This is a genomic window from Halogeometricum sp. CBA1124 (genome assembly GCF_009741955.1).
Classification (GTDB): Archaea; Halobacteriota; Halobacteria; order Halobacteriales; family Haloferacaceae; genus Halogeometricum; species Halogeometricum rufum.
The window spans coordinates 1-25,005 of record NZ_WPCD01000018.1; the positions used below are offsets into that span (position 1 = coordinate 1).

Annotated in this window: 23 protein-coding genes and 4 pseudogenes; 21 read left to right on the plus strand and 6 right to left on the minus strand. The window is 68.3% G+C overall.

The features are described from left to right. From GJ632_RS04355 to GJ632_RS04370, 4 genes and pseudogenes are all read left to right on the plus strand, one after another. Positions 1-726 (plus strand): annotated as a pseudogene (locus tag GJ632_RS04355) (glutamyl-tRNA reductase); the annotation flags it as partial. A 76-nt stretch (positions 727-802) separates the two neighbouring features. Further along, the gene (locus GJ632_RS04360) at positions 803-1,078 is read left to right on the plus strand and encodes a 4a-hydroxytetrahydrobiopterin dehydratase (RefSeq protein WP_191452198.1); all 276 of its coding nucleotides are present in this window, start codon (positions 803-805) and stop codon (positions 1,076-1,078) included. 2 nt (positions 1,079-1,080) lie between these two features. Beyond that, positions 1,081-1,455 carry an LWR-salt protein gene (lwrS, locus tag GJ632_RS04365; RefSeq protein ID WP_343161019.1) on the plus strand — a complete coding sequence of 125 codons (375 nt, stop codon included), beginning with the start codon at positions 1,081-1,083 and terminating at the stop codon, positions 1,453-1,455. Between the two features lie 69 nt (positions 1,456-1,524). Next, entirely contained in the window at positions 1,525-2,208 is a 684-nt protein-coding gene (locus tag GJ632_RS04370; RefSeq protein WP_089808568.1) for an HAD family hydrolase, read from the plus strand. Between the two features lie 7 nt (positions 2,209-2,215). Here the strand turns inward: GJ632_RS04370 and GJ632_RS04375 are convergent, their stop codons facing one another. The 4 genes and pseudogenes from GJ632_RS04375 to glp form a co-directional block, all read right to left on the minus strand. Next, positions 2,216-2,977 (minus strand): HalOD1 output domain-containing protein, encoded by a 762-nt coding sequence (locus GJ632_RS04375; protein ID WP_191452199.1) that lies wholly within the window; start codon positions 2,975-2,977, stop codon positions 2,216-2,218. Between the two features lie 68 nt (positions 2,978-3,045). Beyond that, positions 3,046-3,558: a substrate-binding domain-containing protein gene (locus GJ632_RS25760; protein WP_394351781.1), complete on the minus strand. Its 513-nt coding sequence runs from the start codon at positions 3,556-3,558 to the stop codon at positions 3,046-3,048. Next, complete coding sequence (locus GJ632_RS04380) at positions 3,513-5,003, minus strand: molybdopterin biosynthesis protein (protein WP_394351782.1); 1,491 nt, start codon at positions 5,001-5,003, stop codon at positions 3,513-3,515. The genes GJ632_RS25760 and GJ632_RS04380 overlap by 46 nt, the downstream gene beginning before the upstream one ends. 70 nt (positions 5,004-5,073) lie before the next feature. Continuing rightward, positions 5,074-6,325, minus strand: a pseudogene (glp, locus tag GJ632_RS04385) (gephyrin-like molybdotransferase Glp). 179 nt (positions 6,326-6,504) lie between these two features. Between glp and GJ632_RS04390 the strand changes: the two are divergent. The 3 genes from GJ632_RS04390 (at position 6,505) to GJ632_RS04400 (ending at position 9,089) form a co-directional block, all read left to right on the plus strand. Next, positions 6,505-6,876: an Hsp20/alpha crystallin family protein gene (locus tag GJ632_RS04390; protein WP_089808575.1), complete on the plus strand. Its 372-nt coding sequence runs from the start codon at positions 6,505-6,507 to the stop codon at positions 6,874-6,876. Between the two features lie 12 nt (positions 6,877-6,888). Further along, entirely contained in the window at positions 6,889-8,568 is a 1,680-nt protein-coding gene (locus tag GJ632_RS04395) for an AarF/ABC1/UbiB kinase family protein (protein WP_089808577.1), read from the plus strand. 83 nt (positions 8,569-8,651) lie between these two features. Further along, positions 8,652-9,089, plus strand: a complete 438-nt coding sequence (locus GJ632_RS04400; protein WP_197427879.1) for a DUF5518 domain-containing protein — start codon at positions 8,652-8,654, stop codon at positions 9,087-9,089. Positions 9,090-9,099: 10 nt separating this feature from the next. On the opposite strand, the gene GJ632_RS04405 is transcribed toward GJ632_RS04400, so the two are convergent. After that, positions 9,100-9,723, minus strand: coding sequence for a hypothetical protein (locus GJ632_RS04405; RefSeq protein ID WP_191452200.1), 624 nt, complete (start codon positions 9,721-9,723; stop codon positions 9,100-9,102). A 197-nt stretch (positions 9,724-9,920) separates the two neighbouring features. Here GJ632_RS04405 and GJ632_RS04410 point away from each other — a divergent pair, with 197 nt between their 5' ends. From GJ632_RS04410 to GJ632_RS04445, 8 genes and pseudogenes are all read left to right on the plus strand, one after another. Beyond that, entirely contained in the window at positions 9,921-10,295 is a 375-nt protein-coding gene (locus GJ632_RS04410; protein WP_089808581.1) for a translation initiation factor IF-5A, read from the plus strand. Between the two features lie 5 nt (positions 10,296-10,300). After that, positions 10,301-11,154: pseudogene (speB, locus tag GJ632_RS04415) on the plus strand (agmatinase). Between the two features lie 221 nt (positions 11,155-11,375). Further along, positions 11,376-12,614 carry an RNA-guided endonuclease TnpB family protein gene (locus tag GJ632_RS04420; protein ID WP_191452201.1) on the plus strand — a complete coding sequence of 413 codons (1,239 nt, stop codon included), beginning with the start codon at positions 11,376-11,378 and terminating at the stop codon, positions 12,612-12,614. 277 nt (positions 12,615-12,891) lie between these two features. Then, positions 12,892-13,654, plus strand: a pseudogene (locus GJ632_RS04425) (Nif3-like dinuclear metal center hexameric protein). Between the two features lie 157 nt (positions 13,655-13,811). Next, a complete protein-coding gene (locus tag GJ632_RS23040; protein ID WP_197427880.1) occupies positions 13,812-15,965 on the plus strand; it encodes a methyl-accepting chemotaxis protein in 2,154 nt (717 codons plus the stop codon). A gap of 1 nt (position 15,966) precedes the next feature. Then, positions 15,967-16,467 (plus strand): bacteriorhodopsin, encoded by a 501-nt coding sequence (locus tag GJ632_RS23045; protein WP_191452203.1) that lies wholly within the window; start codon positions 15,967-15,969, stop codon positions 16,465-16,467. Beyond that, on the plus strand, positions 16,437-16,670 hold the full coding sequence (locus tag GJ632_RS24610; protein WP_191452204.1) for a bacteriorhodopsin: 234 nt from the start codon (positions 16,437-16,439) through the stop codon (positions 16,668-16,670). The genes GJ632_RS23045 and GJ632_RS24610 overlap by 31 nt, the downstream gene beginning before the upstream one ends. 109 nt (positions 16,671-16,779) lie before the next feature. Further along, positions 16,780-17,925 (plus strand): deoxyhypusine synthase, encoded by a 1,146-nt coding sequence (locus GJ632_RS04445; RefSeq protein WP_191452205.1) that lies wholly within the window; start codon positions 16,780-16,782, stop codon positions 17,923-17,925. On the opposite strand, the gene GJ632_RS04450 is transcribed toward GJ632_RS04445, so the two are convergent. Next, a complete protein-coding gene (locus GJ632_RS04450; RefSeq protein WP_191452206.1) occupies positions 17,922-18,998 on the minus strand; it encodes a DUF2334 domain-containing protein in 1,077 nt (358 codons plus the stop codon). The two genes, GJ632_RS04445 and GJ632_RS04450, sit on opposite strands and share 4 nt — an antisense overlap. Positions 18,999-19,158: 160 nt before the next feature. Here GJ632_RS04450 and GJ632_RS04455 point away from each other — a divergent pair, with 160 nt between their 5' ends. The 6 genes from GJ632_RS04455 (at position 19,159) to GJ632_RS04480 (ending at position 24,944) form a co-directional block, all read left to right on the plus strand. Then, positions 19,159-19,689 carry an SHOCT domain-containing protein gene (locus GJ632_RS04455; RefSeq protein ID WP_191452207.1) on the plus strand — a complete coding sequence of 177 codons (531 nt, stop codon included), beginning with the start codon at positions 19,159-19,161 and terminating at the stop codon, positions 19,687-19,689. Positions 19,690-19,755: 66 nt separating this feature from the next. Then, positions 19,756-20,727 (plus strand): aldo/keto reductase, encoded by a 972-nt coding sequence (locus GJ632_RS04460; protein WP_191452208.1) that lies wholly within the window; start codon positions 19,756-19,758, stop codon positions 20,725-20,727. Between the two features lie 120 nt (positions 20,728-20,847). Next, positions 20,848-21,456, plus strand: a complete 609-nt coding sequence (locus tag GJ632_RS04465) for a translation initiation factor IF-2 subunit beta (protein WP_089808597.1) — start codon at positions 20,848-20,850, stop codon at positions 21,454-21,456. A gap of 111 nt (positions 21,457-21,567) precedes the next feature. Further along, positions 21,568-22,254, plus strand: coding sequence for a helix-turn-helix domain-containing protein (locus GJ632_RS04470; RefSeq protein WP_191452209.1), 687 nt, complete (start codon positions 21,568-21,570; stop codon positions 22,252-22,254). Between the two features lie 91 nt (positions 22,255-22,345). Continuing rightward, a complete protein-coding gene (locus GJ632_RS04475) occupies positions 22,346-23,746 on the plus strand; it encodes an APC family permease (RefSeq protein ID WP_191452210.1) in 1,401 nt (466 codons plus the stop codon). Beyond that, a complete protein-coding gene (locus GJ632_RS04480) occupies positions 23,739-24,944 on the plus strand; it encodes a M20 family metallopeptidase (protein WP_191452211.1) in 1,206 nt (401 codons plus the stop codon). Before GJ632_RS04475 ends, GJ632_RS04480 begins: the two co-directional genes overlap by 8 nt. Positions 24,945-25,005 lie beyond the last annotated feature (61 nt).

Here is a 25,005-nt window from a genome sequence, read left to right on the forward strand (position 1 = left end):
CACGTCGCCACCGAAGTCGACGTGCCGGCGCGCGCCCTCTCGCTCGACGCCGTCGAGGAGGCCATCGAGGCGGCGGACGTCGTCATCTCGGCCACCGGGAGTCCGGAGTACGTCCTCTCCTCGGACCACGTCGAGACGAGCGGAGAGACGACGGTCATCGACATCGCCCAACCCCGCGACGTGGACCCGGCCGTCGAGTCGCTCCCGGGCGTGGTCGTCCACGACATCGACGGGCTGGAGGCCGTCACCGAGAAGACGCGCGAACGGCGGCGCGAAGCCGCACAGAAGGTCGAAGCCATGATCGACGACGAGTTCGAACGGCTGTTGGAGTCGTACAAGCAGCGCCGCGCCGACCGAGCCATCAGCGGGATGTACGAGGCCGCAGAGCAGGTCAAACAGCGCGAAGTCGAGACGGCGCTGGCGAAGCTCGACGCGCAGGGCGGGCTGACGGACGAACAGCGGGAGACGGTGGACGCACTCGCTGACGCCCTCGTCGGGCAACTGCTCTCCGCGCCGACGAAGAGCCTCCGCGAGGCCGCCGTCGAGGACGACTGGGACACCATCCAGACGGCGATGACGCTGTTCGACCCCGACTTCGGCGGCGACGAACCGTCGCTGGAGTCGCCGTCGGGACCGCGAGACGGGATGCCCGACGGCGTCCCCGAAGACGTGCCCGACGACGCCGACGTCCCCCGGCACGTCCTCGAAGGACTCGCCGACGACTGAGGACGCGCAGACGGCTGACGCGAGACGCCGTCTGGGCGGGGAGAAACGTTATTCGCCCGGCGGACGACACCCCGTCATGGCCGAACTACTCGACGACGACGAGATTCAGAGCCGACTTCCCGACGGCTGGGAACGCGACGGCGACGAGATAACGAAGACGTACGAGTTCGATGACTACCTGAAGGGCATCGAGTTCGTCACGAAGGTCGGGGAAGTCGCCGAGGAGGAGTTCCACCACCCCGAGATAATCGTCGGCTACGAGGAGGTGGAGGTCCGTCTCACCAGCCACGAGGAGGGCGGAATCACGGACAAGGACATCCGCCTGGCCGACCTGTTCGACGACGAGCGATAGCCGTGAACGCCGCGTACGTCTTCCGCGTGCGGTTCCGCCTCGACGCCGCGTCGGGCGTCCGCACCGACCCGCGGACGTTCGAGACGGTGGTCGAAGTCGCCGCCGCCGACCCCGGCGAGGACGACTGGACGTTCTTCCGGGACGCCCTGTGGCGCGGCGAGGTCAACGACGACCGGTACGCCCGCGAACTCGCCGAGGAGTGGCTCTCGGTGCCCGTCGATTCCGTCTCGTTCAGCGAGTTGCGCACCGACGAGGCGTACCTGACGGCGTTGCGCGCCGAAATCTCGGACCACCTCGACCTGTTCAACGCCGACTCCGCGCGCGAAGTGCTCCACAAGTACCTCGGGTCGAGCATCCGGGTCGAAGACGGCGACTGAACACGCGTCGGAGAGGCTGACAGTACCGCCGAAAAGCACATAGCCACCGGGCGCGTACCCTCGTCTCCGATGGTAGCCGACGCGTACGACTTCTGGCTGTTCGACCTCGACGGCACGGTCGTCGACGCCGACTGGTCGTACACCCGCGAGGTGTTCGACCGGGTGGGCGACAGACTCGGCCGCGAGTTCACCGACCGCGAGGCCGAGGTCGTCTGGCACGGCCTCGGCGGCGCGCGCGACCCGCAACTGCGGGCGTGGGGCGTCGACCCCGAGGAGTTCTGGCCCGCGTTCCACGCCGTCGAGGACCCGCAGGCCCGCGCGGAGGCGACCCACCTCCACGACGACGCCGCCGACCTCCTCGCCGCCGTCGCGGACGACCGGCCGGTGGGCGTCGTCACGCACTGTCAACAGTTCCTCGCCGACCCCGTCCTCGACCACCTCGACCTCCGCGACTGGTTCGACGCCGTCGTCTGCTGCACGGAGGAGGTCGGGTGGAAGCCCAACCCCGCGCCCGTCTACCACACGATGAAGGCGCTCGGCATCGACCCCGACGCCGGCGCTCGCGGCGTTCTCGCCGGCGACGGGTCCAGCGACATCGGGGCCGCGTGGAACGCCGGACTCGACGGGATTCACGTCGAGCGTCACACCCCGGAGCGACGCGGCCGGTGCGTCCTCGCGGACGTGCGCGTGGAGACGTTCGACGAGTTACGGAACCGGCGCGTCGCCACCGACGGCGGGTTCGTCGTCGAGTGAAGTGACGCTACTCGTCGCCCGTCGCCGGCAGGTCGCGAATCGCGATGAAGCCGTCGCTAGAGACGGATAGCTCCCACTTCGCGTACGGGAACCGGACCTGTATGTCGTAGCGCGACGACTCCCCCGGCCGCGGTTCGAGCAGTGTCTCCAGCGCCTCCGCGTCCAGCGAGGTGAACAGCGGTTCGGCCTGCATCGCGTCGACGCCGGTGTGCGCCTCCATCACCTGTGCGATGGTCGTCCCGAGTTCCTCGTCTCTCTGCCAGTCGTGGACGCCGATGACCGTCCACGTCCCGTCGGCCGTCTCCGCGGGGAACGTGTCCACCGCTTCCTCCAGCGTGTCGCACGGCCGGTCCTCGACGAGCGTCTCCTCCTCTATCGTCGGCGTCCGGTTCTGCGTCGCGAGTTCGCTCGCTCGTTCGACGACGGCGGCGACGTCGCCGTCGTCGGCTTTCCGGACGTACTCGGAGATGCCGGCTTCCAGCGCGTCGAGTGCGACGGCGTCCCACTCCTTTGCGGTGTAGAAGATGATCGGTATCGACGCGGCGCGCCGGCGCGCGGCGACGATGAAGGCGGTGTCGTCGTCGAGTCTGAGCGAGTCGCTGACGATGCAGTCGACCGACCGAGAGTCGAGGACCTCCAGCCCGTCCTCAGCGTTCGACGCCGTCACCGTCTCGATACCGTCGTCGGCGTGTCGCTCGAAGGAGAGCTTGGAGAGCTCGAGCAAATCCGGGTCGTCGTCGACGTGCAGGACGGTCGCACTTGAATCCATGCGTGTGGGAGTTAGTCCCACCGCACTAAAATTTTCTTGGCAGGTGATGTGTCAGACGGATTGCCTAGTCAGTCCGACTCGTAGCCCGCCAGTCCGTCGAACACGTCGGTGTCGGCGAGGAGCGTCGAGAACGCCTCGACGCTCTCCTTGGCCGTTCGGTCGGGGTTCGCGCGGACGCGGACGGACTCCTCGCCGACGGGGACGAACGCCATCCCCAGCGTCTCGGCGGTGGCGCGCAGGCCGAGTCCCGCATCGGCCTTCCCGCGCAGGACGGCGCGCGCCGGACTCTCCGTCGCCTTCGTCGTCAACTCGTAGCCGTCGACGGCCGCGGTCAGGTCGCGTCGCGTCGTCCCCCGGTCGGCCGCGAGTTCCTCGAACGCCGCGTCCAGACTGGCCCGGAGCCCGGCGTTCGCGTCGCGGTTGACGAAGCGCAGGTCGCCAGCGACGAGGTCCGAGAGGCCGGACACGTCCGCGGGGTTGCCCGCGGGGACGACGAGTCCCCACTCACGCGTCCACCCGCCGAGGTCGACGCTCTCTACGTCGCGGTCGGTGGGGCCGGCGACGACGGCCACGTCGGGCACGCCGCCGCGGAGGCGACGCAAGCCCTCTCGGCTCCCGACCGGGAGGTACCGCGGCGCGTCGAGTCGGTCGAGGAGGCGCGACAGGGCGGGGTCGTCCTCGCCGACGCGAGGAGGGTCGGCGCGCGCACGTCCGGCGAGAACAGGCGCACTTCGACGGACTCGCCCGCCGCGAGGTACTCGGTGTCGGGGTGAACTTCGACCACGCCGTCGGCCTCGACCAGCGACGTGGTCGCGCCGCTTCCCTTGTCCACCGGGTACACGAGCGTCTCGCCGGCCTCGTCTTCGAGGAGGCCGACGGGCATGAGGCGCAGTCGCCCCTCGCCGTAGCGTTCGCGGGCGGCCATCGTCCCGGTGACCGTGGCCGTCCGCGGTTCCGGCAGGCCGGCCGCGCGGCGAATCGCGGGCGCGACGAACGTCTGGAAGATGGTCAGCGCGGAGACGGGGTAGCCCGGCAGGCCGACGTAGGCGGAGGCGGAATCGGTGGCTTCGTCCTCGCCGTCGCCGTTCTCGCCGTCACCGTTCTCGCCGTCGCCGTCCTCGCCGCCGAGAGTGCCGACGAGCATCGGCTTGCCCGGCTTGACCGCGACGCCGTGCAGGAGGAGTTCGCCGCGCGACTCGATGACGCGGTAGATGACGTCGACGGCGGAGGCGGAGGTGGACCCCGAGGACAGCACCAGGTCGCACTCCTCGGCCGCCTCCACGAGGATGCGCTCCATCTCCTCGTAGTCGTCGCCCGCGTGGGGGTACAGCACCACCTCGCCGCCGGCCTCCTCGACGCCGGTGGCGACGGTGTAGCTGTTCACGTCGTAGATCTGACCGGCGTCGCTGTTCAGCGGGTCGCCCGGCCGGACGAGTTCGTCGCCGGTGGAGATGATACCGACCGTCGGCTTCCCGCGGACGGGCACCTCGTCCACGCCGAGCGCGGAGAGCAGGCCGATTTCGCGGGGCGTGAGGTACGTGCCGGGGCCGAGTGCGCGCGCCCCGGCGGCCACGTCCGCGCCGGCGAGCATCACGCTGTCGCCGGGCGCGACGGCGTCGCGGACGACGAGGGTGCCGTCTCGCTCCTCCGTCCGTTCGACGATGACGACGGCGTCCGCGCCGTCGGGCATCACCGCACCCGTGGAGATCTCGACCGCTTCGCCGTCGCCGACGACGACGTCGGGTTCGCTCCCGGCGTGGACCGCGCCGACCAGTTCGAGTTCCTCGGGGGACGCCTCGCCCGCGCCGAACGTGTCCCGGGCGCGGACGGCGTAGCCGTCCATGCTCGCTCTGTCGAACCCGGGCACGTCCATCTCGGCGTCGATTCGCTCGGCGAGGACGCGCCCGCGGGACTCACCGAGCGGGACCGTCTCGGGGGCCGGCGACAGGTCGAGGTTCGCGATGGCCGCGTGGGCGTCCTCGGGGTCGGCCAGGTCGCGGAACTCCTTTCGGGTCACGCGAACCACCCCGTGGCGAGAGTGACGCCGTCGGTCGCACGCTCGGCCGCGACGCGGCCGAGAGGCCGTCCGACGGCAGTCACGCCGACCACTCCCAGCCCTCGACGGTCACGGCGTCGCCCTCGTCGTAGCCCTCCCGCCCCTCGGGGACGACGACCCACCCGTCGGCGAGTGCGACCGACGAGAGGACGCCCGACCCGGAGGCGCGGGTCGGTTCGGCGGTACGTTCACCGGACTCGTCGGCCTCGCCGAGTCGGACCCGCGCGACGTCCGCACGCCGGGTTCGCTCGGAATCTTCCGCGTCAGGCGCGCCTCCACGCTCGGGTACGGGTGGTCGTCGAGGTGGCCGACGCGCTTCAGCACGGGGCGGAGGAACTGCACGGCGTTGACGATGCAGGCGACGGGGTACCCCGGCAGCATCACGACGGGCGTCTCCTCCACGACGCCGAGAGCGACCGGATGCCCGGGTTTGAGGGCGACGCCGTGGACCAGCACTTCGCCCAGTTCGTCGACGACTTCGGGAATCAAATCGCGTTCGCCGACCGATGACCCGCCCGTCGTCACGACCACGTCCTTCGTCAGGTCGCGTTGGACGGCCGCGCGGAGGGCCGCGGGGTCGTCGGTGACCACGTCTCGATACGTCGCCACGCCGCCCCAGCGTTCGACCAGTCGGGAGACGGTCAGGCCGTTCGTCTCGACGATTTCGCCCGGCCCGGGGTCCGACTGGACGAGTTCCTCGCCCGTCGGAATCACGCCCACCGTCGGCCGTTCGTACACCGACACCTCGTCGCGACCGACGGACTTCAGGAGGCCGAGGTCCGAGGGCCGGAGTTCGTGGCCGGCGTCGAACAGGGCCTGTCCCTCGGCCACGTCCTCGCCGGCGTCGCCGACGTTCTCGCCCTCGGTGACGGCGTCGAACACCTCCAACTCCGCTCCGACCTCCTCGGCGTGTTCGACCATCACCACCGCGTCAGCGCCCGGCGGGAGTTCGCTGCCGGTGTGGACGCGGACGGCCGCGCCCGGTTCGACGGCGCGTCGGGGTCGGACTCCGCCTCCGCGACGGCGACGCGGAGGACCGAGGGCGACCGGTCCGACGCGCCGAACGTGTCCGCGGCGCGGACGGCCCACCCGTCCATCGCCGCGCGGTCGTAGTTCGGAACCGGATTCGGCGCGGTGACCGACTCCGCCAGGGGGCGGCCGTCGGCCCGGCCGATAGGAAGCGTCTCCGTCCGGTCGTGCGGTGTCGCCGCCGCGAGGAGCGTCCGGCGCGCCTCGGCGACCCGCGTTCGCTCTTTGAACCCGGCGGTCTGCCGGTCGTGCGCGTTCGTCATGGCGGATGGTTGGCCGGCGGAGAGTAAAAGGCTCCGCGCGTCGGCCGCGGCGAGTGTCGGGGACGAGGCCGACACCTGCGGTCGGACGCGGCGACTGGTCGGCCGTCGGACCACAAGGCTTACCCGTCCGCTGGCGGCCGACCGCGGCCTTTTTCGACCCGGCATCCGTACCAACGAGTATGTCTGCATTGCGGGACGCGCTTCAGGAACTTCCGGACGCGGTGTTCGCCGACCTGCTGGAATCCGACGACGCGTACCTCCTCGTGTTGGACCTCCCGGGCGTGACCGCCGAAACCGCGGAACTCCACGTCGAGAAGGGCCGCCTCGTCATCGAGGCGCGCCGCGACAAACAACTGCCGACGGAGTTCCGGTACGTCCGCGAGGACCGCTCTCTGTTCCTCGACGCCGAGATTCCGCTCCCGCCGGACGCGACGGGCGCCGGCGCCGACAGCGAGATGGACCGCGGCGTCCTCACCATCCGCCTGCCGAAACGCGACGCCGCCCCCGAACGGACCATCCCCATCTCCAGTGCCGACGACACCGAGGCCTGACCGCGCGGTGAGGTGGTGACGCTGGTCAATCTACGTTCGTACTGGCGGTTTCTGGTCGTCGTCTACCAGTTCTTCCCGCTGATAGTCGCGTACGCGCGCGACCGTCGCAAGTACCTGCTGTTCGGCGGCCGTCGGACCGTCACGACCGAGATGCAAGCCGAGCGAGCGCAGATACTGCTGGACTCGCTGTTGACACTCGGCCCGACGTTCATCAAACTCGGCCAACTGCTGTCGACGCGGCCCGACATCCTGCCGCCGCAGTACATCGAGGTGCTGTCGAGTCTGCAGGACGACGTGCCGCCCGCGCCGTGGTCCGACGCGAAGCAAGTGCTGGAGGAGGAACTCGGCCCCATCGACGAGGCGTTCGCGTCGTTCGACGACGACCCGATAAGCGGCGCGAGTCTCGGTCAGGTCTACACCGCCCGGTACGACGGCGAGGACGTGGCGGTGAAGGTGCGCCGCCCCGGCATCGAATCGCTCGTGGAGGCCGACCTGCGCGTCGTCCGGTGGTCGCTGCCGATACTGATGCGGTTCATCGGACAGGGCAGGGCGTTCTCGCTGGAGAACCTCGCCGACGAGTTCGCCAAGACCATCCGACAGGAGATGGACTACGGCCGGGAACGGCGCATCCTCGAACAGATTCGGTCGAACTTCGAGGGCGACCGGACCATCCGCATCCCGGACCCCGTCGAGGAGCGGTCGGGACCGCGCGTGCTGACGATGGAGTACCTCCCCGGGACGAAGATAAACGACGTGGCGGCCATCGACGAGATGGGCGTCGACCGGACGGAGTTGGCGACGCGCCTCCAGCGCATCTACCTCCAGATGATAATCGACGACGGCGTCTTCCACGCCGACCCCCACCCCGGCAACCTCGCCGTGGACGAGGAGGGGCGCATCATCTTCTACGACTTCGGCATGTCCGGGCGCGTCGACCCGTTCATCCAGGACAAAATCGTGGACTTCTACGTCGCCGTCGCCAACCAGAACATCGACGGCATCCTCGACGCCCTCGTGGAGATGGGGACGCTGTCGCCCGAGGCGGACCGGCAGGTGATGGGCGACGTGATGGAACTGGCCATCGCCGACGCCCGCGGCGAGGACATCGAGCAGTACCGCGTCCAGCAGATAATCGAACAGGTCGAGTCCACCATCTACGAGTTCCCGCTTCGACTGCCGCGGAACCTCGCACTCGTCCTGCGGGTGGCCACCGTCGTCGAGGGCGTCTGCGTCACCCTCGACCCCGAGTTCGACTTCATCTCCGTCGCCACCGACTACCTCCGCGAGGAGGGCTACTACGAGGAGACGGCGAAGGAACTCGTCGCCGACGCGGGGCGACAGATGCAACGGACGACGGAGGCCCTGTTCACGGTGCCGCCGAAACTGGACCGCGTCCTCGACAGGGTCGAACGCGAGAACCTGACCGTCAACGTCCGCCTCGAGGACAAGAACGACGTGCTGGACAAACTGGCCCGCCGCCTCGTCTACGGTATCCTCCTCTCCGTCGGGGCCCTCTCGACGGCCATCCTCTACGCGTTCGACCAGACCAGCGTCGTCCCCGCCGCCGTCGCCGCGGCGTTGACGGTACCCGTCGTCGTCCAACTCTACCGGTCGTTCCGCAAGAAGCGCGGCCTCCGGACGACGCCGCAGTTCACCCGGCAGAGCATGCGTCAGCGTCGCGGCGAGGACTGAACCGACCTCGCCCCGGCGACGATTCTCAAACGTGAGTTTTTGAAGCGGACGTTTATTGCGGATGACGAGACACCTTCCCACCGATGACTCGCTGGCGGGTCGTGGTGGCGGGATTCGCCCTCGCGGCGTGCAGCGAAGCGTTCGTCTTCCTCCTGACCGGTCGGGTGACGCTCGTCGGCGGCCTGGCCGGGAGCGCGTTCGCGGGCTACCTGGTCGGCCCGGACACCGCCGACGGCGCGTGGCACGGTCTCTTGTCCGCGCTCACGTGGGGTATCGTCCTCATTCCGGGCCTCGTCGCCCTCGCCGTCGTCGGCGGCGGTACGCTCCCCTTCCCGTTCGAGTACCTCGTCCCACTGTTCGACACGCCCGGCGAGGCGACGACGGGAATTCTGCTCTGCGTGACGCTACCCAACGTCGCGGCGGGCGTCCTCGGGAGTTACTCGCGCGGACGCGACGCCCGCGAGGACGACGGGGGCGACGGCGTGGACGGCTGGTTGGACGCCGACACCGACGAGGCCTGACTGCGACGGCCTACGCGCGGTCCGCGTCGCTCCGCGGCCGGACGGCCGGTTCGCTCGCGTCGTCGCGGGCGAGTTCGTACAGCACGAATCCGAGCGACGCCATCGAGCGGTCGGCTTCCAGACGCCGGAGGTGCGCGCGGCGTTCGGCGACGGGGTCGGAGATGCCCGCCGGGTGGCGGGCCGCCCCGGCGTCGGAGTCGTCGTGGGAGTCGGCGGCGGGTTCGGCGGCGAACTCGGCAGCGTCGAACGCCTCGCGGGCCGCCCGAACCTCGCGGTCCAACCGCGCCCGTTCGTCCTCGTCCGCCGGCGGCGAGAGCCGACTCACGAGCGACCGCTCCGCGGCGGCGGCCGCGTCGGGTCGGACAGCCAGCGTCTCCGCCGCCGCCGAGAGCGACGGCACGTCGAAGCCGAGTCGCCGGCGGACGACGCGGAGGGCGGCGAACGCCGCGGGGAGGAGCCCGTACCGGTCGAACGGGTCGCCGTCGGCCGAGCGACGCTCCGCGGCCGGGGGTAACTCGCCGGCGGCGACGGCGGCGAGGAGGCGGCGGGCGAGCGACTCCCCCTCGGGGCAGCGGAGACGTCGGACGACTGTGCTGACGGCCGCGTCGGTGCGGGCTGTCGCGTACTGAGCCATACTTCGAAGTCCGCGCCGCGGACGATGTACGCTGTTGCGCGAATATCGTGACAATTGATGGAACCGCGACGAAACGTCGGGGGGCGACGGCCGCAAAAGCCGTCGTCGCAGCGGCGTTCGTCAGCCGTTCACGCGGGCGAACGCGGCAATAGACCGTTTCCAAACCGTTTATACCGGTCTACCGACAACGCGCAGGTATGCCCAGAGAACAGAAGCAGGTCCGCGAACTTCAGGAAGGCAGCTACGTGATGATGGAGGAGTCGCCGTGCAAGATAAACGCCTACAGCACGGCCAAGCCCGGCAAACACGGCAGCGCGAAGGCCCGAATCGAGGGCAAGGGCGTCTTCGACAGCAAGAAGCGGTCGCTCAGCCAGCCCGTGGACGCGAAGGTGTGGGTGCCCATCATCGAGCGAAAGCAGGGTCAGGTCGTCTCCGTGACGGGCTCCGACGCGCAGATCATGGACCTCAGCACGTACGAGACGTTCACGATGCGCATCCCCGAGGACGAGGACCTCTCGCCCGAAGACGAGATAGAGTACCTCGAGTACGAGGGACAGCGGAAGATCGTCTGATCGGGATGTTCCCCGGGGCAACCGCATCGCGTGACGACGCCGCGTACGTCGTCGTGGGCGCCCCGCTGGATATCTCGACTACGTTCCGACCCGGGACCCGGTTCGGTCCCGAGAGAATCCGGCGGTTCGCCCGGACGTTCGACGACTACGACCGGCGGACCGACCTGCACTTCTCCGACTGTCTCGTCCACGACGAGGGCGACGTCCACCCGTGGGACGACGCCCGCGAGTACGTCGAGTGGGTCGCGGGAACGCTCCGCGACGTGGTGCGCGACGACGCCGTCCCCCTCTTGCTGGGCGGCGAACACACCGTCACCTACGCCGGCGTCGACGCGTCGAACCCGAGGTGTTCGTCTGTCTGGACGCCCACCTCGACCTGCGTACCGACTACGACGGCAACGAGTGGAGCCACGCCACCGTCACCCGGCACGTCCTCGACGAACTCGGCGCGGCGGAGGCGATCATCCTCGGCGCACGGACCGGGTCGCCCGAGGAGTGGGACCGCGCCGACGCCGACGACGTGACCGTCGTCGCCCCCGAGGACGTGGCCGACTTCGACTTCGGCGACCGACTCGACGGGCGGTCGACGTACCTCAGCGCCGACATCGACGGCGCGGACCCCGGGTTCGCCCCGGGGACGGGGACGCCCGAACCGTTCGGGATGGCCCCCCGCGAGATGCGCGACGTGGTCCGGACCGTCGCCCCTCACGCCGACGGCTTCGACGTGGTGGAGGTGAACGACAGGGACGACGGACAGGCGGCGTCGCTCGGCGGGAAACTCCTGCGCGAGTTCGTCTACTCGCACGCCAGCGCCGCGGCTCCCGAGTCCGACTTCGAGTCCGACGCCGACGCCGGCTGAAAAGAACGAACGGCCGCGCGGTTTACCGCTTTCCGCTGCGGAACAGCCGTCGTACCTTGCTCGTGATACGCCGCTTCATAATGACTGCAAGGCGGAAACCCGCGACTTTAGGCGCGGGAGGAAGCCGACAACCCATTACACGAACACTCCTCAATAGCAGGCCGACTCCCCAACGCCAATCCAAACTGTCATAAATACGTACTTCTACATATGAAGTACAGATGGTGGAAGACTCAAGCACTCGAACCGTTCCCATCAAACTCGATGTGGACAAGAGTGCCGCTGACCTCCTCCACCAGACAACCGACCACTTCCTCGACGCCGCCAACCATGTCGTAGACGTAGCGTGGGAGCCCGGCTGGAAAATCACCAACAAACAGAAACTCCACGACCTCACCTACTACGACGTTCGAGATGGCTCGCCGCTCCCGGCCAATCTCGTGCAAGCCGCACGAAACCGCGCCGCAGAAGCCGTCAAAGGCTGTGTCGAACGATGGAAGAAAGGCAAGAAAGCCTCGAAGCCTCACTTCACGTCGCGGTTCGCCAGCTACGACGCGAGAACCGTCACCGTCAACGACGACCACGCTACACTCGCCACCATCGACGGACGAGTGACCGCAGAGTTCGTCCTCCCCAACGAACAGCGTGGCACGCCGCACTCGGCGTACCTGTTCAACGATGACTACGACGTGAAAGGAGCTACGCTCCACTACGACGAGGTTGAGGACTGCTTCTACCTCCACGTGCGGACAAAGCCCGCCGTAGAGAATGATGAGGCCGAACAAGGCGATGCCAAGCACGTCTCCGTCCTTGGTGTTGACCTCGGCATCACAAACATCGCAACCACCTCAACCGGGCGCTTCTGGAGCGGTGGCGAACTCAACCACTGGCACCGAGAGTACGAGAAGCGTCGTGGCGACCTCCAACAGACCGGGACTCGGTGGGCACACGAGAACGTTCAGCGAGTCGGTCGAAAGCAAACCGGGCGGTTCGAGCAGATGCTTCACACCATCTCGAACGAACTCGTTGAGGAAGCTCTTGAGAACGACTGTACGCACATCGTGTTCGAGCAACTCAAAGGAATCCGCGAACGCCTACCGCACGCAAAGGCGGTTCACAAATGGGCGTTCCATCGCTTGTTCGAGTACGTCACGTACAAAGCCGAGTCTGAAGGACTTGTGGTGAAGCAGATTAATCCGGCGTACACGAGTCAGCGTTGCTCGAAATGTGGGTTTACCCACGAGGATAATCGTCCACACAACAACGGTCAGGACGAGTTCGGTTGTCTGAAGTGCGGGTATGATGTTCACACGGATTATAACGCCGCGAAGAATATCGGGCTGAAGTATCTCCGCGACCAGCAAAAGTCTGGACGTGGAGGCGCACCCGTAGGCGTGCGCTTGAACAGCGGGATGTTGAACGTGAACGGCGAGTATTCGCCTACTGCCTTGAGCAGTTAGAACGGGAGTCCACGCTGAATGCCACGGCCTTCAGGCCGTGGTAGCTTACTCCTCGCGGCAGGCGTCGCCATACGCGCATCGCTTTCCTGAATTTGCCCATGACAGTCACCCCGCGGTGGGTCGCGGTGTTCGTTCGCCCGTCTCGCTGACGGGTGCAAATCGGTAGCGGCGGGGCGTACATAGGTGTCGTGGCCGTCGAGTGACAGGCTCGACGGACGCCACGCGCCCGAGACCAGCGGGATACAAGCCGCGGGCGGCCGACGACTCGCCCATGGCGATGGACCGCGCCGACGTGATAGCACGGTACGACGAACAGCTCGACACCGCGGCGTACGCCGACGTGGACGCCAGCGCGAACGGCCTGCAGGTCGGGTCGGAGACGGGGACGGTCGAACGCGTCGCGTTCGCCGTCGACGCCGCCGAGGCGACCATCGAGGCGGCCGTGGACGCGGGCGCGGACCTGCTCGTGACCCACCACGGCCTCGTCTGGGGCGGGTTGGACCGCGTGACCGGCCGCGAGTACGACCGCATCGCCCCGCTGGTGGAGAACGACGTGGGCCTGTACGTCTCGCATCTCCCCCTGGACGGCCACCAGTCGCTCGGCAACGCGGCCGGCGTCGCGGACCGCCTCGAACTGGAGGGGCGCGAACCGTTCGGCGAACTGGGACCGGTCCACGTCGGTCAGCGCGGCCGGGCGTCGCGGACGTACACCGTCGAGGAACTCCGCGAGACGCTGGACGGGTTCGACAACGGCGGACGACCGACGCAGGTGCTCGACTTCGGCCCCGACGAGATTTCGGAGATTGCCGTCCTCACCGGGTCGGGCGCGGACTGGCTCTCGGAGGCCGAGGCCGTCGGCGCGGACGCTCGTGACCGGCGAGGGGAAACAGCAGGTGTACCACGAGGCGCGCGAGGCGGGGGTCAACGTCTTCCTCGCGGGCCACTACGCGACGGAGACGTTCGGCGTCCGCAGTCTCGCGGCCCTCGCCTCGGAGTGGGGGTTGGAGACGACGTATCTGGACTTCCCGACGGGGCTGTGAGCGGGCGGCGCTGACGGCGTTCCGGACCGACGGCGGGAGTTATCTATTCGGATAATTGGGAGGTCGTCTTTTTACTTTACCAGACGTACGAACTTCGTAGGAAATGTCACGACCATCATCGAAACGGTTCGCACCGAGCTTCGGAGTGAAACTCGGTGTGGCCCTTCTCGCCGTCGTCGCACTCGTCGTGGGGTTCGGCGTGGTGGTTCAGGACCAGACGTCCGAGACGCTTCAGACGGAGGAACGAGCGGACCTCGTCACCTCCGCGGAGGTGCGGGCGGCGGAACTGGACACGTGGATTGGCGGAATCGAGAAGCAGACGCGGCTTCACTCGTCGTACCCGGTTCTGGGGTCGGGCGACGAGGCGGCCATCAGTGACCATCTCTCGGAGACGGTCGCGGACGACGCCGTGCCGAAGGGGGTCGTCGCAGTCCACTACTACGACACGGCCGAACAGGAGATCGTCGCGAGTTCGAACCCGACGATGGAGGGCGTCAGCCCGGCCGAACAGGGCGCGCCGTTCGCGGAGAACCCGCCGACGTTCGACGGACCGGACGGGACGCACGTCACGTCGCCGTTCACGGTTCCGGTGGCCGACTTCCCGGTCATCTCGGTCATCTCGCCCATCGAGGGCGCCGAGAACCGGGCGCTCATCTACATGATAAACGTCGAGTCGCACGCCGCGGCGTTCGCCAGTACGGCGGGCGGCGGGTCGACGACCGTCGTGGACGGCGAGGGACGGTTCGTCGCCCACCCCGACGCGTCGAAACTCCTCACCGAGTACGAGGGTGACGCGGCCGCCCTCGAAGACGGCGGCTTCGTCGAGAACGAGGAGACGCTGGTCGCCAGCGCGTCGATGGAGACGCTCGACTGGACCGTGCAGGTCGAGTCCCAGAAGTCCGAGGCGTTCGCCGTCGGCAAGCAGGTCACGTCGGCCATCACCGGCCTCATCCTGCTCGTCCTCGTGAGCCTCTCGCTCGTCGGCGTCCTCGTGGGGTCCAACACCATCGTCTCGCTCCGGCGTCTGGCCGACCGGGCCGACTCGATGGCGAAGGGTGACCTCGACGTGGACCTGCGGACGACGCGGTCCGACGAGTTCGGGACGCTGTATCACTCCTTCGCGGACATGCGCGACACGCTCCGCGCCCAGATTCGCGAGACCGAACGCGTCAACGACCACCTCGAACAGAAGGCGGCGTCGTACGGCGCGGTGATGAACGCCGTCGCCGACGGCGACCTGACGCGCCGGATGGAGGCCTCACGGGAGAACGACGCGATGGCCGAGGTGGCCCACTCGTTCAACGAGATGCTGGACGAGATAGCCGACACGATGGCCGAGGTGACGCAGTTCGCCGACCACGTCGTCGACGCCGCGGACCGCGTCGACACGGGTGCCAACGAGGTGATGGACGCCTCCGCCGAGGTGACGGAGGCGACGACGGAGATATCCAACGGCGCCGAACAGCAGACGGACAACCTCCTGACCGTCTCCGAGGAGATGGACCAACTGTCCTCCTCGGCCGAGGAGATAGCGGCGACGGTCAACGGCGTGGCCGACGCCTCGCGGCGCGCGGCCGAAATCGGCGAGTCCGGCCGCGAAGACGCCGAACAGGCGCTCGAAGAGATGGACGCCGTCGAGAACGCGACCGAACAGACCGCCGAAGAGGTGACCGCTCTCGCCGAGGAACTCGAAGCCGTCGGCGACATCGTGGAGGTCATCCGCGACATCGCGGGCGAGACGAACCTGCTGGCGCTGAACGCCTCCATCGAGGCGGCGCGGACCGGCGAGAAGGGGTCGGGCTTCGCCGTCGTCGCCGACGAGGTGAAGTCGCTGGCCGAGGAGACGGCCGAGTCCGCGGCGGAGATAGAAGAGCGCATCGAGCGCATCCAGTCGCGGGCCGACGGGACGACGGCCGCGATGGAGGAGACGCGGACGAGCATCGTCTCCGGCGTCGAGACGGTCGAGTCGGCCATCGACGCCCTCGAAGAGGTGGCCGTCGCCGTCGACGAGACGGACGACTCGATTCAGGAGATACGCGAGGCGACGGAGACGCAGGCGCGCTCTGCGACAGCCGTCGTCGAACGGGTGGACGAGGTGGCCGCAATCAGCGAACAGACGTCCGACGAGGCGGGCGACGTGGCCGCCGCGGCCGAAGAACAGACCGCGACGATGACGACGGTGAGCGACTCCGCGGAGCGTCTCGCCGACCGGGCGCGCGACCTGCGGAGCGCGCTCGAGGACTTCACCGTCGCCGAATCGGACGGAACGGCGCTCGACGCGAACGCGCGGGCGGCGATGGGGGACGACTGAGATGATAGAACTGAACGCGACGCTGTGGCTGTGGGTCGGTGCCGTCGGGATGGCGCTCGGGACGGTACCGCCGGCGTACAAGTTTCTGACCGATGCCGAGAGCCGGGGGTACACCGCCGTCCTCGCCCTCGTGACGGGCATCGCGGCCGTCGCCTACGCGCTGATGGCGCAGGGCTACGGGAGCATCGCCGTCGGCGGAAACTCGGTCGCTATCGTCCGCTACACGGACTGGCTGGTGACGACGCCGCTGATGGTGCTGTACCTCGGCCTCCTCGCGCGGTCCGGACTGCGAATCTACGCCCTGCTGGTCGTCACGGACGTCGTCGTCATCGTGAGCGGCGTCGTCGCCGCCTCGGTCGACGGGACGGCGCGCTACGTCGCCTTCGCCGTCGGCGTCGTCGCCTACCTCGTCCTCGTCTACCTCCTCGTGCGGAGCTCCCGCGGGGGGCGGACTTCCAGTCCGGCGACGTGGTGGCGACGTTCACCACGGTCCGGAACCTGACGGTGGTCGTCTGGACGCTGTACCCCATCGTGTGGATTCTCGCGCCGACGGGGCTGGGACTGCTGCTACCCGACACGCAGGTGCTGGTGCTGACGTATCTCGACCTGGTGTCGAAAGTCGGCTTCGTCGTCGTCGCCGTCGGCGGCCTCCAGTCGGTTCGGTCGCTGGAGTCGGCGCGGATAACCGCCGAGAGCGCCGACTGACGGCGCGAGGGACAACACTTCGCGCGCTCTTTTTCGTTCGACGACGGGTCGCCGACTGCGCCCGTCGCGGACCGCGACCACTAAACGGGGCGGCGACCCACCCGGAGGTATGAGCGACGACGCCCACGACGACGGCGCGGCAGACGCCGACGAGTCCGAAACTGACCACGACGGCGCGGCAGACGCCGACGAGTCCGAAACTGACCACGAGTACCACCCGCCGCACCGCGAGGAGTTCCACGAGAACCCCGTCGGTCACGCCCGGGTCCGCGCGGGGATGACCGTCGGCGAACTGGCCACCGAGTACGGCAAGGCGGGCATCGGCGCGTCGAACCTCGAACGCGCCGTCGACGTGTACGCCGAGATGCTCGGGCGCGACGACGTGACGAACCTGTTCGGCCTCGCGGGCGCGATGGTCCCCACCGGGATGCGACAGATAGTCGTGGACCTCATCCGCGACGGCCACATCGACGCGCTGGTCACGACGGGGGCGAACCTGACGCACGACGCCATCGAGGCTATCGGCGGCAAACACCACCACGGTCGGGCGGAACCGCACGACCCCCACCCGTCGGACGAGACGGCGACACCGACGGGCGAGACGCTTCGCGACCACGACGAACACCTGCGCGACGAGCAGGTGGACCGCATCTACAACGTCTACCTCCCGCAGGAACACTTCGCGCTGTTCGAGGGACACCTCCGCGAGAACGTCTTCCCCGAAGTCGAGCGGACGGTGTCGATTCAGGAGTTCACCGCCGAACTGGGGCGGGCGAACCTCGAACGGAACGAGGCGGAGGAAATCGACGAGGACGCGGGCGTCGCCGCCGCGGCGTACGAACACGACGTGCCGGTCTACTGCCCGGCGATTCAGGACTCCGTACTGGGGATTCAGGCGTGGATATACTCGCAGACCTCCGAGTTCACGCTGGACGCTTTGAAGGACATGACTCACCTCTCGGACCTCGCGTTCGAGGCGGAGCAGGCGGGCGCGATGGTCGTCGGCGGCGGCGTCCCCAAGAACTACGTCCTGCAGACGATGCTGACCATCCCGGACGCCTACGACTACGCGGTGCAGTTGACGATGGACCCCGACCACACCGGCGGCCTGTCGGGCGCGACGTTGGACGAGGCCCGGTCGTGGGGGAAACTGGAGAAGTCCGCCAGGAACGTCACCGTCGTCGGCGACGCCACCATCACGCTCCCGTTCGTCGCCGCCGCGGCGCGGGAACGGGCCGCGGACTTGGAACGTTAATCCGACGGTTCGAGCACTCGCCACCCATCCTCGGTGCGTTTCATCGTTCCGTTCGCGAGGCGCAACCCGAGTTCACCGACGGTCATGAGGCGCACGTCCTCGTGCGAGCGAACGTACCGGACGTGCGCTCGCAAGTCGCCCCGTCGCTTGGCCGTGTCGAAGTGCTGTGGATGTAGCATCAGCATGTACGTCCCGCCATGTCGATACGCCCGGTCGAAGTCGGCCCGCAACTCGGCCCGCGACTTGCGCTCTACGGTCGACCAGTCGGTGACGTACCCCGTCGTGTTGCCGGCGTGGACGATACCGTCGGCTCGGAAGACGCCGCGTTCGCCGTAGTAAGGCTCTGTGAACCACGACCCACCAGAGACGACAGAGTAATCGGCGTCGGTCAACGCCCGCGTCGTGTTGCGGTCGTAGCTGTTCATTGGCGGAACGAACGTCGTCGGTCGCTCACCCGTGCAAGCCGTTAGCTCCGCCGTCCCAGCCCGTATCCACTCCCGCTGAGTATCGTACGGGGCGCCGCCGAACTCGCTAGCGCCGTAGAAGTCCGAGCGGTTCTCGTGGGTGTAGCCGTGGAGGGCAAATTCGACGGTGTTCGGGTTCGAAGTCGCGAGTTCGCGCAGGTACTCACACGTCGCCGTCGCCTCCGAGAGAGGGGTGCCGCCGGGATACGGGATGACCCCGCTCGTGACGGGCACACCCTCCTCGACGAAGATGCGGTCGACGGCCCGCATCGCCGACGGGTCGTCGGCGGGCTTGACGTCGTCGTTGCGGAAGGTGGCCACGAGTCGGTACTCCTCCCACGTCGCGTTAGCCGCCTCGGGGCGGGGCGTTCGCGTCGGTGCCGCGTCGATACCGGACTCCGACGGCGCGACGTCCGCAGGCGTCGGCGCGGGCGTCTCGGTCGACGCCGCGGCTACATCTGACTGGTCGCTCACGGATGCAGACCCGTCAGCGAGGAGACCAGCGTCGTCAAAGACGCCGACGCCGACCACCCCGAGACCGACGCCGACGCCGACGACGAGCGCCACCAAAACCAGCGCCGCCGTCCTGAGTCGTGTCTGGTTCGTCATCGACTACGCGACCGACTCGACGGGTCGTTAGTATACGTCGCCTACCGAACCCGTATCCGACCCCGGTACCGCTTCGTTTCTACGGCACCGGGACGAAACGAGTTGTTACGTCCCGAATCGTCCGACAGATATAGCCGGGTCGGGGCCCGAAACGACGGCAATGGCCCTCCGCGACCGACTGACGCTGGTGTCGTTCCTCCTGCTGGTGGCGTCGGGAACGCTCTCGGCCGTCCTCCTCGGCTACGCCGCACTCGTCGTCGGCGGCGCGTTCCTCGCCGGAACGCTCGTCGCCACGCTCCTCGAACTCGCGTTCCCGGTCCTCCCCCTGTTCGCCCTCTCGACGGCCGTCGCCGTCGTCTCCGCCGTCGGCGTCGTCTACGGTCTCGCTCGACGGGCGTCGCTCCCGCGCGGCGGCCGCATCGAGTCCGTCGCGCGACGCGCCGAGAGCGAGTACCCGCCGCTCCGCGTCCTCGGACTCGGCGACGCGTTCGCCGAACCGGAGCCGTCGCCGGAAGAGAAGCGACAGGACGCGCTGGACCGACTGAAGCGACGGTACGTCGACGGCGAGTTGACCGAACGGGAGTTCGAGCGAAAACTCGACAGGCTGGTGGCGAACGACTCGGTGGACGACGCGCGCGCCGAACGCGAACGCGCGGCCGTCGTGGAAGACGGCGGTCGGAGTCGGTTCTGACCTCGAACGCAGTCATCCGAATTCCCCGGACGTAGTTTTTTGACCGGACTGGGCGAACGCGAACACATGGAGTACACCACGTTCGGTTCGACGGGCGTCACCGTCTCGGAACTCTGCCTCGGGTGCATGAGTTTCGGGACGAACTGGGACGACTGGACACTGGGCAGAGCGGAGAGCCGCGAACTCATCGAACGCGCCATCGACCTCGGAATCAACTTCTTCGACACGGCGAACGTCTACTCGTACGGCGAGTCGGAGGAGATTCTCGGCGACGTCCTCGCCGACTACGACCGCGACGAGTTCGTCGTGGCGACGAAGGTGTACGGCGAGATGCGCGAGGACGACCCGAACTCGGGAGGCCTCTCGCGGAAGACCATCGAACAGGAGTTGGACGCCTCGCTGGACCGCCTCGGGATGGACACGGTGGACCTCTATCAGATTCACCGCTGGGACTACGACACGCCCATCGAACAGACGCTCCGCGCCCTCGACGACGCGGTGCGCCGGGGGCAGGTCCGCTCCATCGGCGCGTCGTCGATGTGGGCGCACCAGTTCGCCGAGGCGTTGCACACCTCGGACCGACTCGGACTGGAGCGGTTCGTCTCCATGCAGAACCTCTACAACCTCGCCTACCGCGAGGAGGAGCGCGAGATGCTACCCCTCTGCGAGAAGGAGGACGTCGCCGTCATGCCGTGGTCGCCGCTGGGCGCGGGCTACCTCACCCGCCCGCACGAGGAGTTCGACGCGACGACGCGCGGCGAACACGAGTCGGACCACGACCGGGGGTACACGAAGGGCGGCGGGCCGGAGGTGAACGAACGCGTGCAGGAACTCGCAGACGAGAAGGGCGTGAAGATGGCCCAGATAGCGATGGCCTGGCAGTTCGAGAAGTCGTGGGTGACGACGCCCATCGTCGGCACCTCCAGCGTCGAACACCTCGAAGACGCCGTCGAAGCGCTGGATATCGACCTCTCGGAGTCCGACGTCGAGTACCTCGAAGCGCCGTACGAACCCGTGCCCGTCTCGGGCCACGAGTAGCCGGGTATCGGGGTGGTGTGCGGACGGGTCGAGAGAGCGGTTCGTCGGCCCCGACGGCCGCCGCGCCCACGCCACCGCGAGACACGGAACGGCTTTAGGTCCGCATCCACTCCGGTCGGTATGGACTACGCAGATTCTCTCGACAGAGCGTTCGACACACTGCCGGAGCGAAACTACGAGGAGTCGCGCCTCGACGTACCCGACCCCGAGGGCGAGACGGACGGGGCGTTCACCCGCCTGACGAACCTCGGCCAGATAGCCGACGCCCTCGGCCGCGAGGCGAGTCACCTCCACCGAAACATCCAGCGAGAACTCGGGACGAACGGCCAGTTCGACGGCGACCGCGCCCGTTACAACGGGTCGTTCAGCGTCGCTGACTTCGAGGCGGCCATCGACGAGTACGTCGCCGAGTACGTCTCCTGTACGGAGTGTGGCCTGCCGGACACGCGCCTCGTCACCGAGGACGGCGTGGACATGCTCCGCTGTGAGGCGTGTGGTGCGTTCCGGCCGGTCCAGAAGCAGGCCGCGAAGACGCAGACCCAGACCGGGCCGGCCATCGAGGAGGGCAAGACGTACGAACTCGAAATCACCGGCACGGGTCGCAAGGGCGACGGCGTCGCCGAGAAGGGCAAGTACACCATCTTCGTCACCGGCGCGCGAGAGGGCGACACCGTCCGCGCACTCATCGAGCGGACGAGCGGGACGCTGGCGTTCGCGCGGAAGGTATAGACGACGAACCGGACCGGTCTCAGAGTCCCCACGGAACGAGAGGGTCTGCGGTGCCGACGCGTCGCCGCGTCTACGCGTACCTTTTTGCGGGCGCGTCGCCCTTGACGAACGATGACGCACGAGGAGGAATCGGGGGTGCGCGTGAGCCTCGACATCTGGCACCCCGACTGCTGGACGCTGGAGGTGACGGAAGCGACCGACGGCGGCCTCCTCGGACACGGCGTCCACGAGATAGACGGACTGGCGAACGGGCGGTTCACCGCCTACGCCGACAGCACCGCCGAACTCGACGCGTTGGTCGCGGCCATCCGCGACTCGCCGTTGACCGAGTCGGTGTGGGAGACGGGAGAGTTCGAAGACGAGGCGGTGCCGGGGAGTGCGACGCGGGGTATCGTCGTCCGCTACGACATGGGCAACTCCATCAACGACGCCCTCGTCTCGCGGGGGTTCATCCCCGACGAACCGGTCCGGATGCAGGGCGGCCGCGAGCAGTGGACCGTCCTCGTCCAGGAGACGCGACAGACCGTCCACGAGCGACTGGAGGAGATTCGCGCGGAGATGGACGCCGACATCCGCGTCGAACTCATCACCGCGCCGAAGGGCGGGAGCGGACTGTTCCGGACGGACGCCCTCTCGGAGCGACAGCGAGAGGTGTTCGAGTTGGCCCGCCGGCGCGACTACTACACGTGGCCGCGCGAGACGAGTGCGGCGGAACTGGCGGCCGAAGTGGACGTCTCGAAGGCGACGCTGCTGGAACACCTGCGGAAGGCGGAGTCGAAACTCCTCGGCGACGACTGACGGGAGCGACTCGACGCGTCCGGTGCCGTTCGTCGACCGCCTCTCATGAGAGGGAGGGAGCATATGCGGGATAGACGACGCATGTGAACACATGTCATCGGTAGACGTGAACGACGGGCGCAGTCTCTCGCGTGACATCGGCTTGCTCGGGGCCGTGAGCACGGTGGTCGCGGGAACGCTGGGCGCCGGACTGTTCGTCACGCTGGGTACCGCGAGTTCGACGACGGGGCCGAGCGTCATCCTCGTCGTCGTCTTCTCGGGGCTTCTGGCGATGTGCATCGCCCTCAACTACGGCTGGATGGCGACGATATTCCCGGCGGCCGCGGGGTCGTACGCCTACGTCTCGCGGACGTTCGAGAGCCGCCTCCCCGGGTTCGTCGTGACGTGGTCGAAGTGGCTGGGCTACATGGCCGCCGACGCCGTGTTGGCTCTCGGGTTCGGGAGTTACTTGCAGGTGTTCTACCCCTCCGTCGACGCCGCACTCGCGGGGTTCGGCCTCCTGACCGTCCTGTTCCTCGTCAACCTCGTCGGGTCGAAGGGGTACAGCGTCTCGCAGAACGCCATCTTCGGCTTCCTCATCCTCTCGATCATCGTCCTCATCGTGCCGGGGCTGGCGAACGTGAACACGGCGAACTACCGGCCGTTCTTCACCGGCGGCTTCGACGGTTTCGTCGGCGCCGCCGTCCCCCTGTTCTACGCCTACATCGGCATCGCCGTCGCGGGGCAGATGGGCGCGGAGGTGAAGAACCCCTCGCGCAACCTCCCGCTTGCGATGGCGGGCGGGACGGCCATCCTCATCCTCCTGTACGTCCTCACGTCCGTCGTCATCTACGGCGTCGTCTCCGACTACACCGTCCTCGCGAACTCGGCCCGCCCGCTGGCGACGGCGGCGGAGGCGTTCATGGGCGACGTCGGGACGACCATCGTCGCCGTCGGCGGCCTGCTTGCCACCGCCTCCTCCGTCCACGCCGTCATGGCCGCGGGCATCAAGATGCCGTACTCGTGGGCGTGGGACGAGGTGTTCCCGAAGAAGTTCTCCGAGGTATCCGACCGGTTCGGCACGCCGCACTGGTCGCTGCTGACGCTCTACGTCGTCGCCTCGGGGCTGACGTTCTGGAGTACGGGCCTGTCGCAGGCCATCGCCATCGCCACGTTCAGTTACCTCATCGCCTACGCGGCCGTCTCGGTGACGGTGCTGTACGTGCTCTGGACCGGGTCGAGTCTCGCGCAGGAGGCCGGCTTCACGCGCCCCCTGTTGCTCGGCGCGACGGGCGTCGTCGGCGCCGTCGGCGCGGGCGGCCTCCTCACGCAGGCCTACCAGGGGTCGCTGTCGGTGTACGTCCCGTGGGTCGCCGTCGGCCTCGTCGTCTTCGGCGTCTACTGGTACCGCGGCCAACGGCGAGACGTGGACGTGGAGGCCATCCTCGCGACGCTTCCGGGCGTCCCGTCGAACGAGTACGACCCGGCCATCCGGGGGGCCAGCGATGACTGACGACGCCGCGCCGACCGTCGACCCCGAGGAGACCATCGACCTCCTGCAGGAACTCGTCCGCACTCCGAGCCCGTACTTCGAGGAGGCCGAGATATGCGAGTTCGTCTACGACTGGCTCGACGCCCGCGGGCACGACCCCGAGTACCACCACGTCTCCGAACCCGACATCACCGAGTACGAGGGTGACAACGTCGTCGCCCGACTGACGGGTAGCGACCCCGACGCGCCCACCCTGCTGTTGAACGCGCACGTGGACACGGTGAAACTCGTCGAGGACTGGGAGGAGGACCCGTGTTCGGGTCGCATCGAGGGCGGCAAACTGTACGGGCAGGGCGCCTGCGACATGAAGGGCGGGCTGGCGGCCGTGATGACGGCGTTCGACGCCCTCGCGGACGTGCCGTTGGCCGGCGACGTCCTCCTCACCGCCGTCGTCGACGAGGAGGGACCGTACGGCCTCGGCACGGACAGACTGATTCGCGACGGCTACACCGACGACTGCGACGCCGCCGTCGTCACCGAACCCGGCCCCATCCTCGCGCAGTCGGACGTCGAGAACCCGGCGCTACTGCTCGGCGCGCGCGGGCGGTTCCTCTACGATATCGAGGTCCGTGGGCACGCGGCCCACGGCTCCCAACCCGAGAAGGGAGTCAACGCCGTCGTCGAGGCGGGCGAACTCGCCGCCGCCCTGAACGACATCGAGACGGGCGACCACCCGCGACTCGGGTCGGGGTCGGTCTGTCCGCTCCAGATAGAGGGCGGGAGCCAGACGCTGTCGGTGCCCGAACGCGCGCGTCTGATGGTGGACAGACACGTCGTCGTCGGCGAGACGATGGAGGACGCGCGCGCCGACGCCGAACGGGTCGTCGCGGAACTCGACCTGCAGAGCGACGTCGAAATCGGGTTCCGCGAGGCGCCGGACCCCCACATCGTCTACGGCCCGTACGTCACCGACGAGAAGCACCCCCTCGTGACCGCACTCGCCGACGCGGCGCGCGCCGTCGCGGACACCGACCCCGACTACGGCTACTTCTCCAGCGTCGGTGACTTCAACTACCTCGGCGACCGGGCGGACCTGCCGACGGTCATCGTCGGCCCGGACGGCGAGAACATCCACGGCGCGGGCGAGTTCGTCTACACCGACGAGGTGGTCGAGGTGGCCGACATCGTCGCCGACGCCGCGGTCCGGTTCTGCGGCTGAGTCGGTCGCCGGGGTCGCCTCGCGGGTCGGTCCCCGACTCGACTGTCGGCAGACGCCGGCC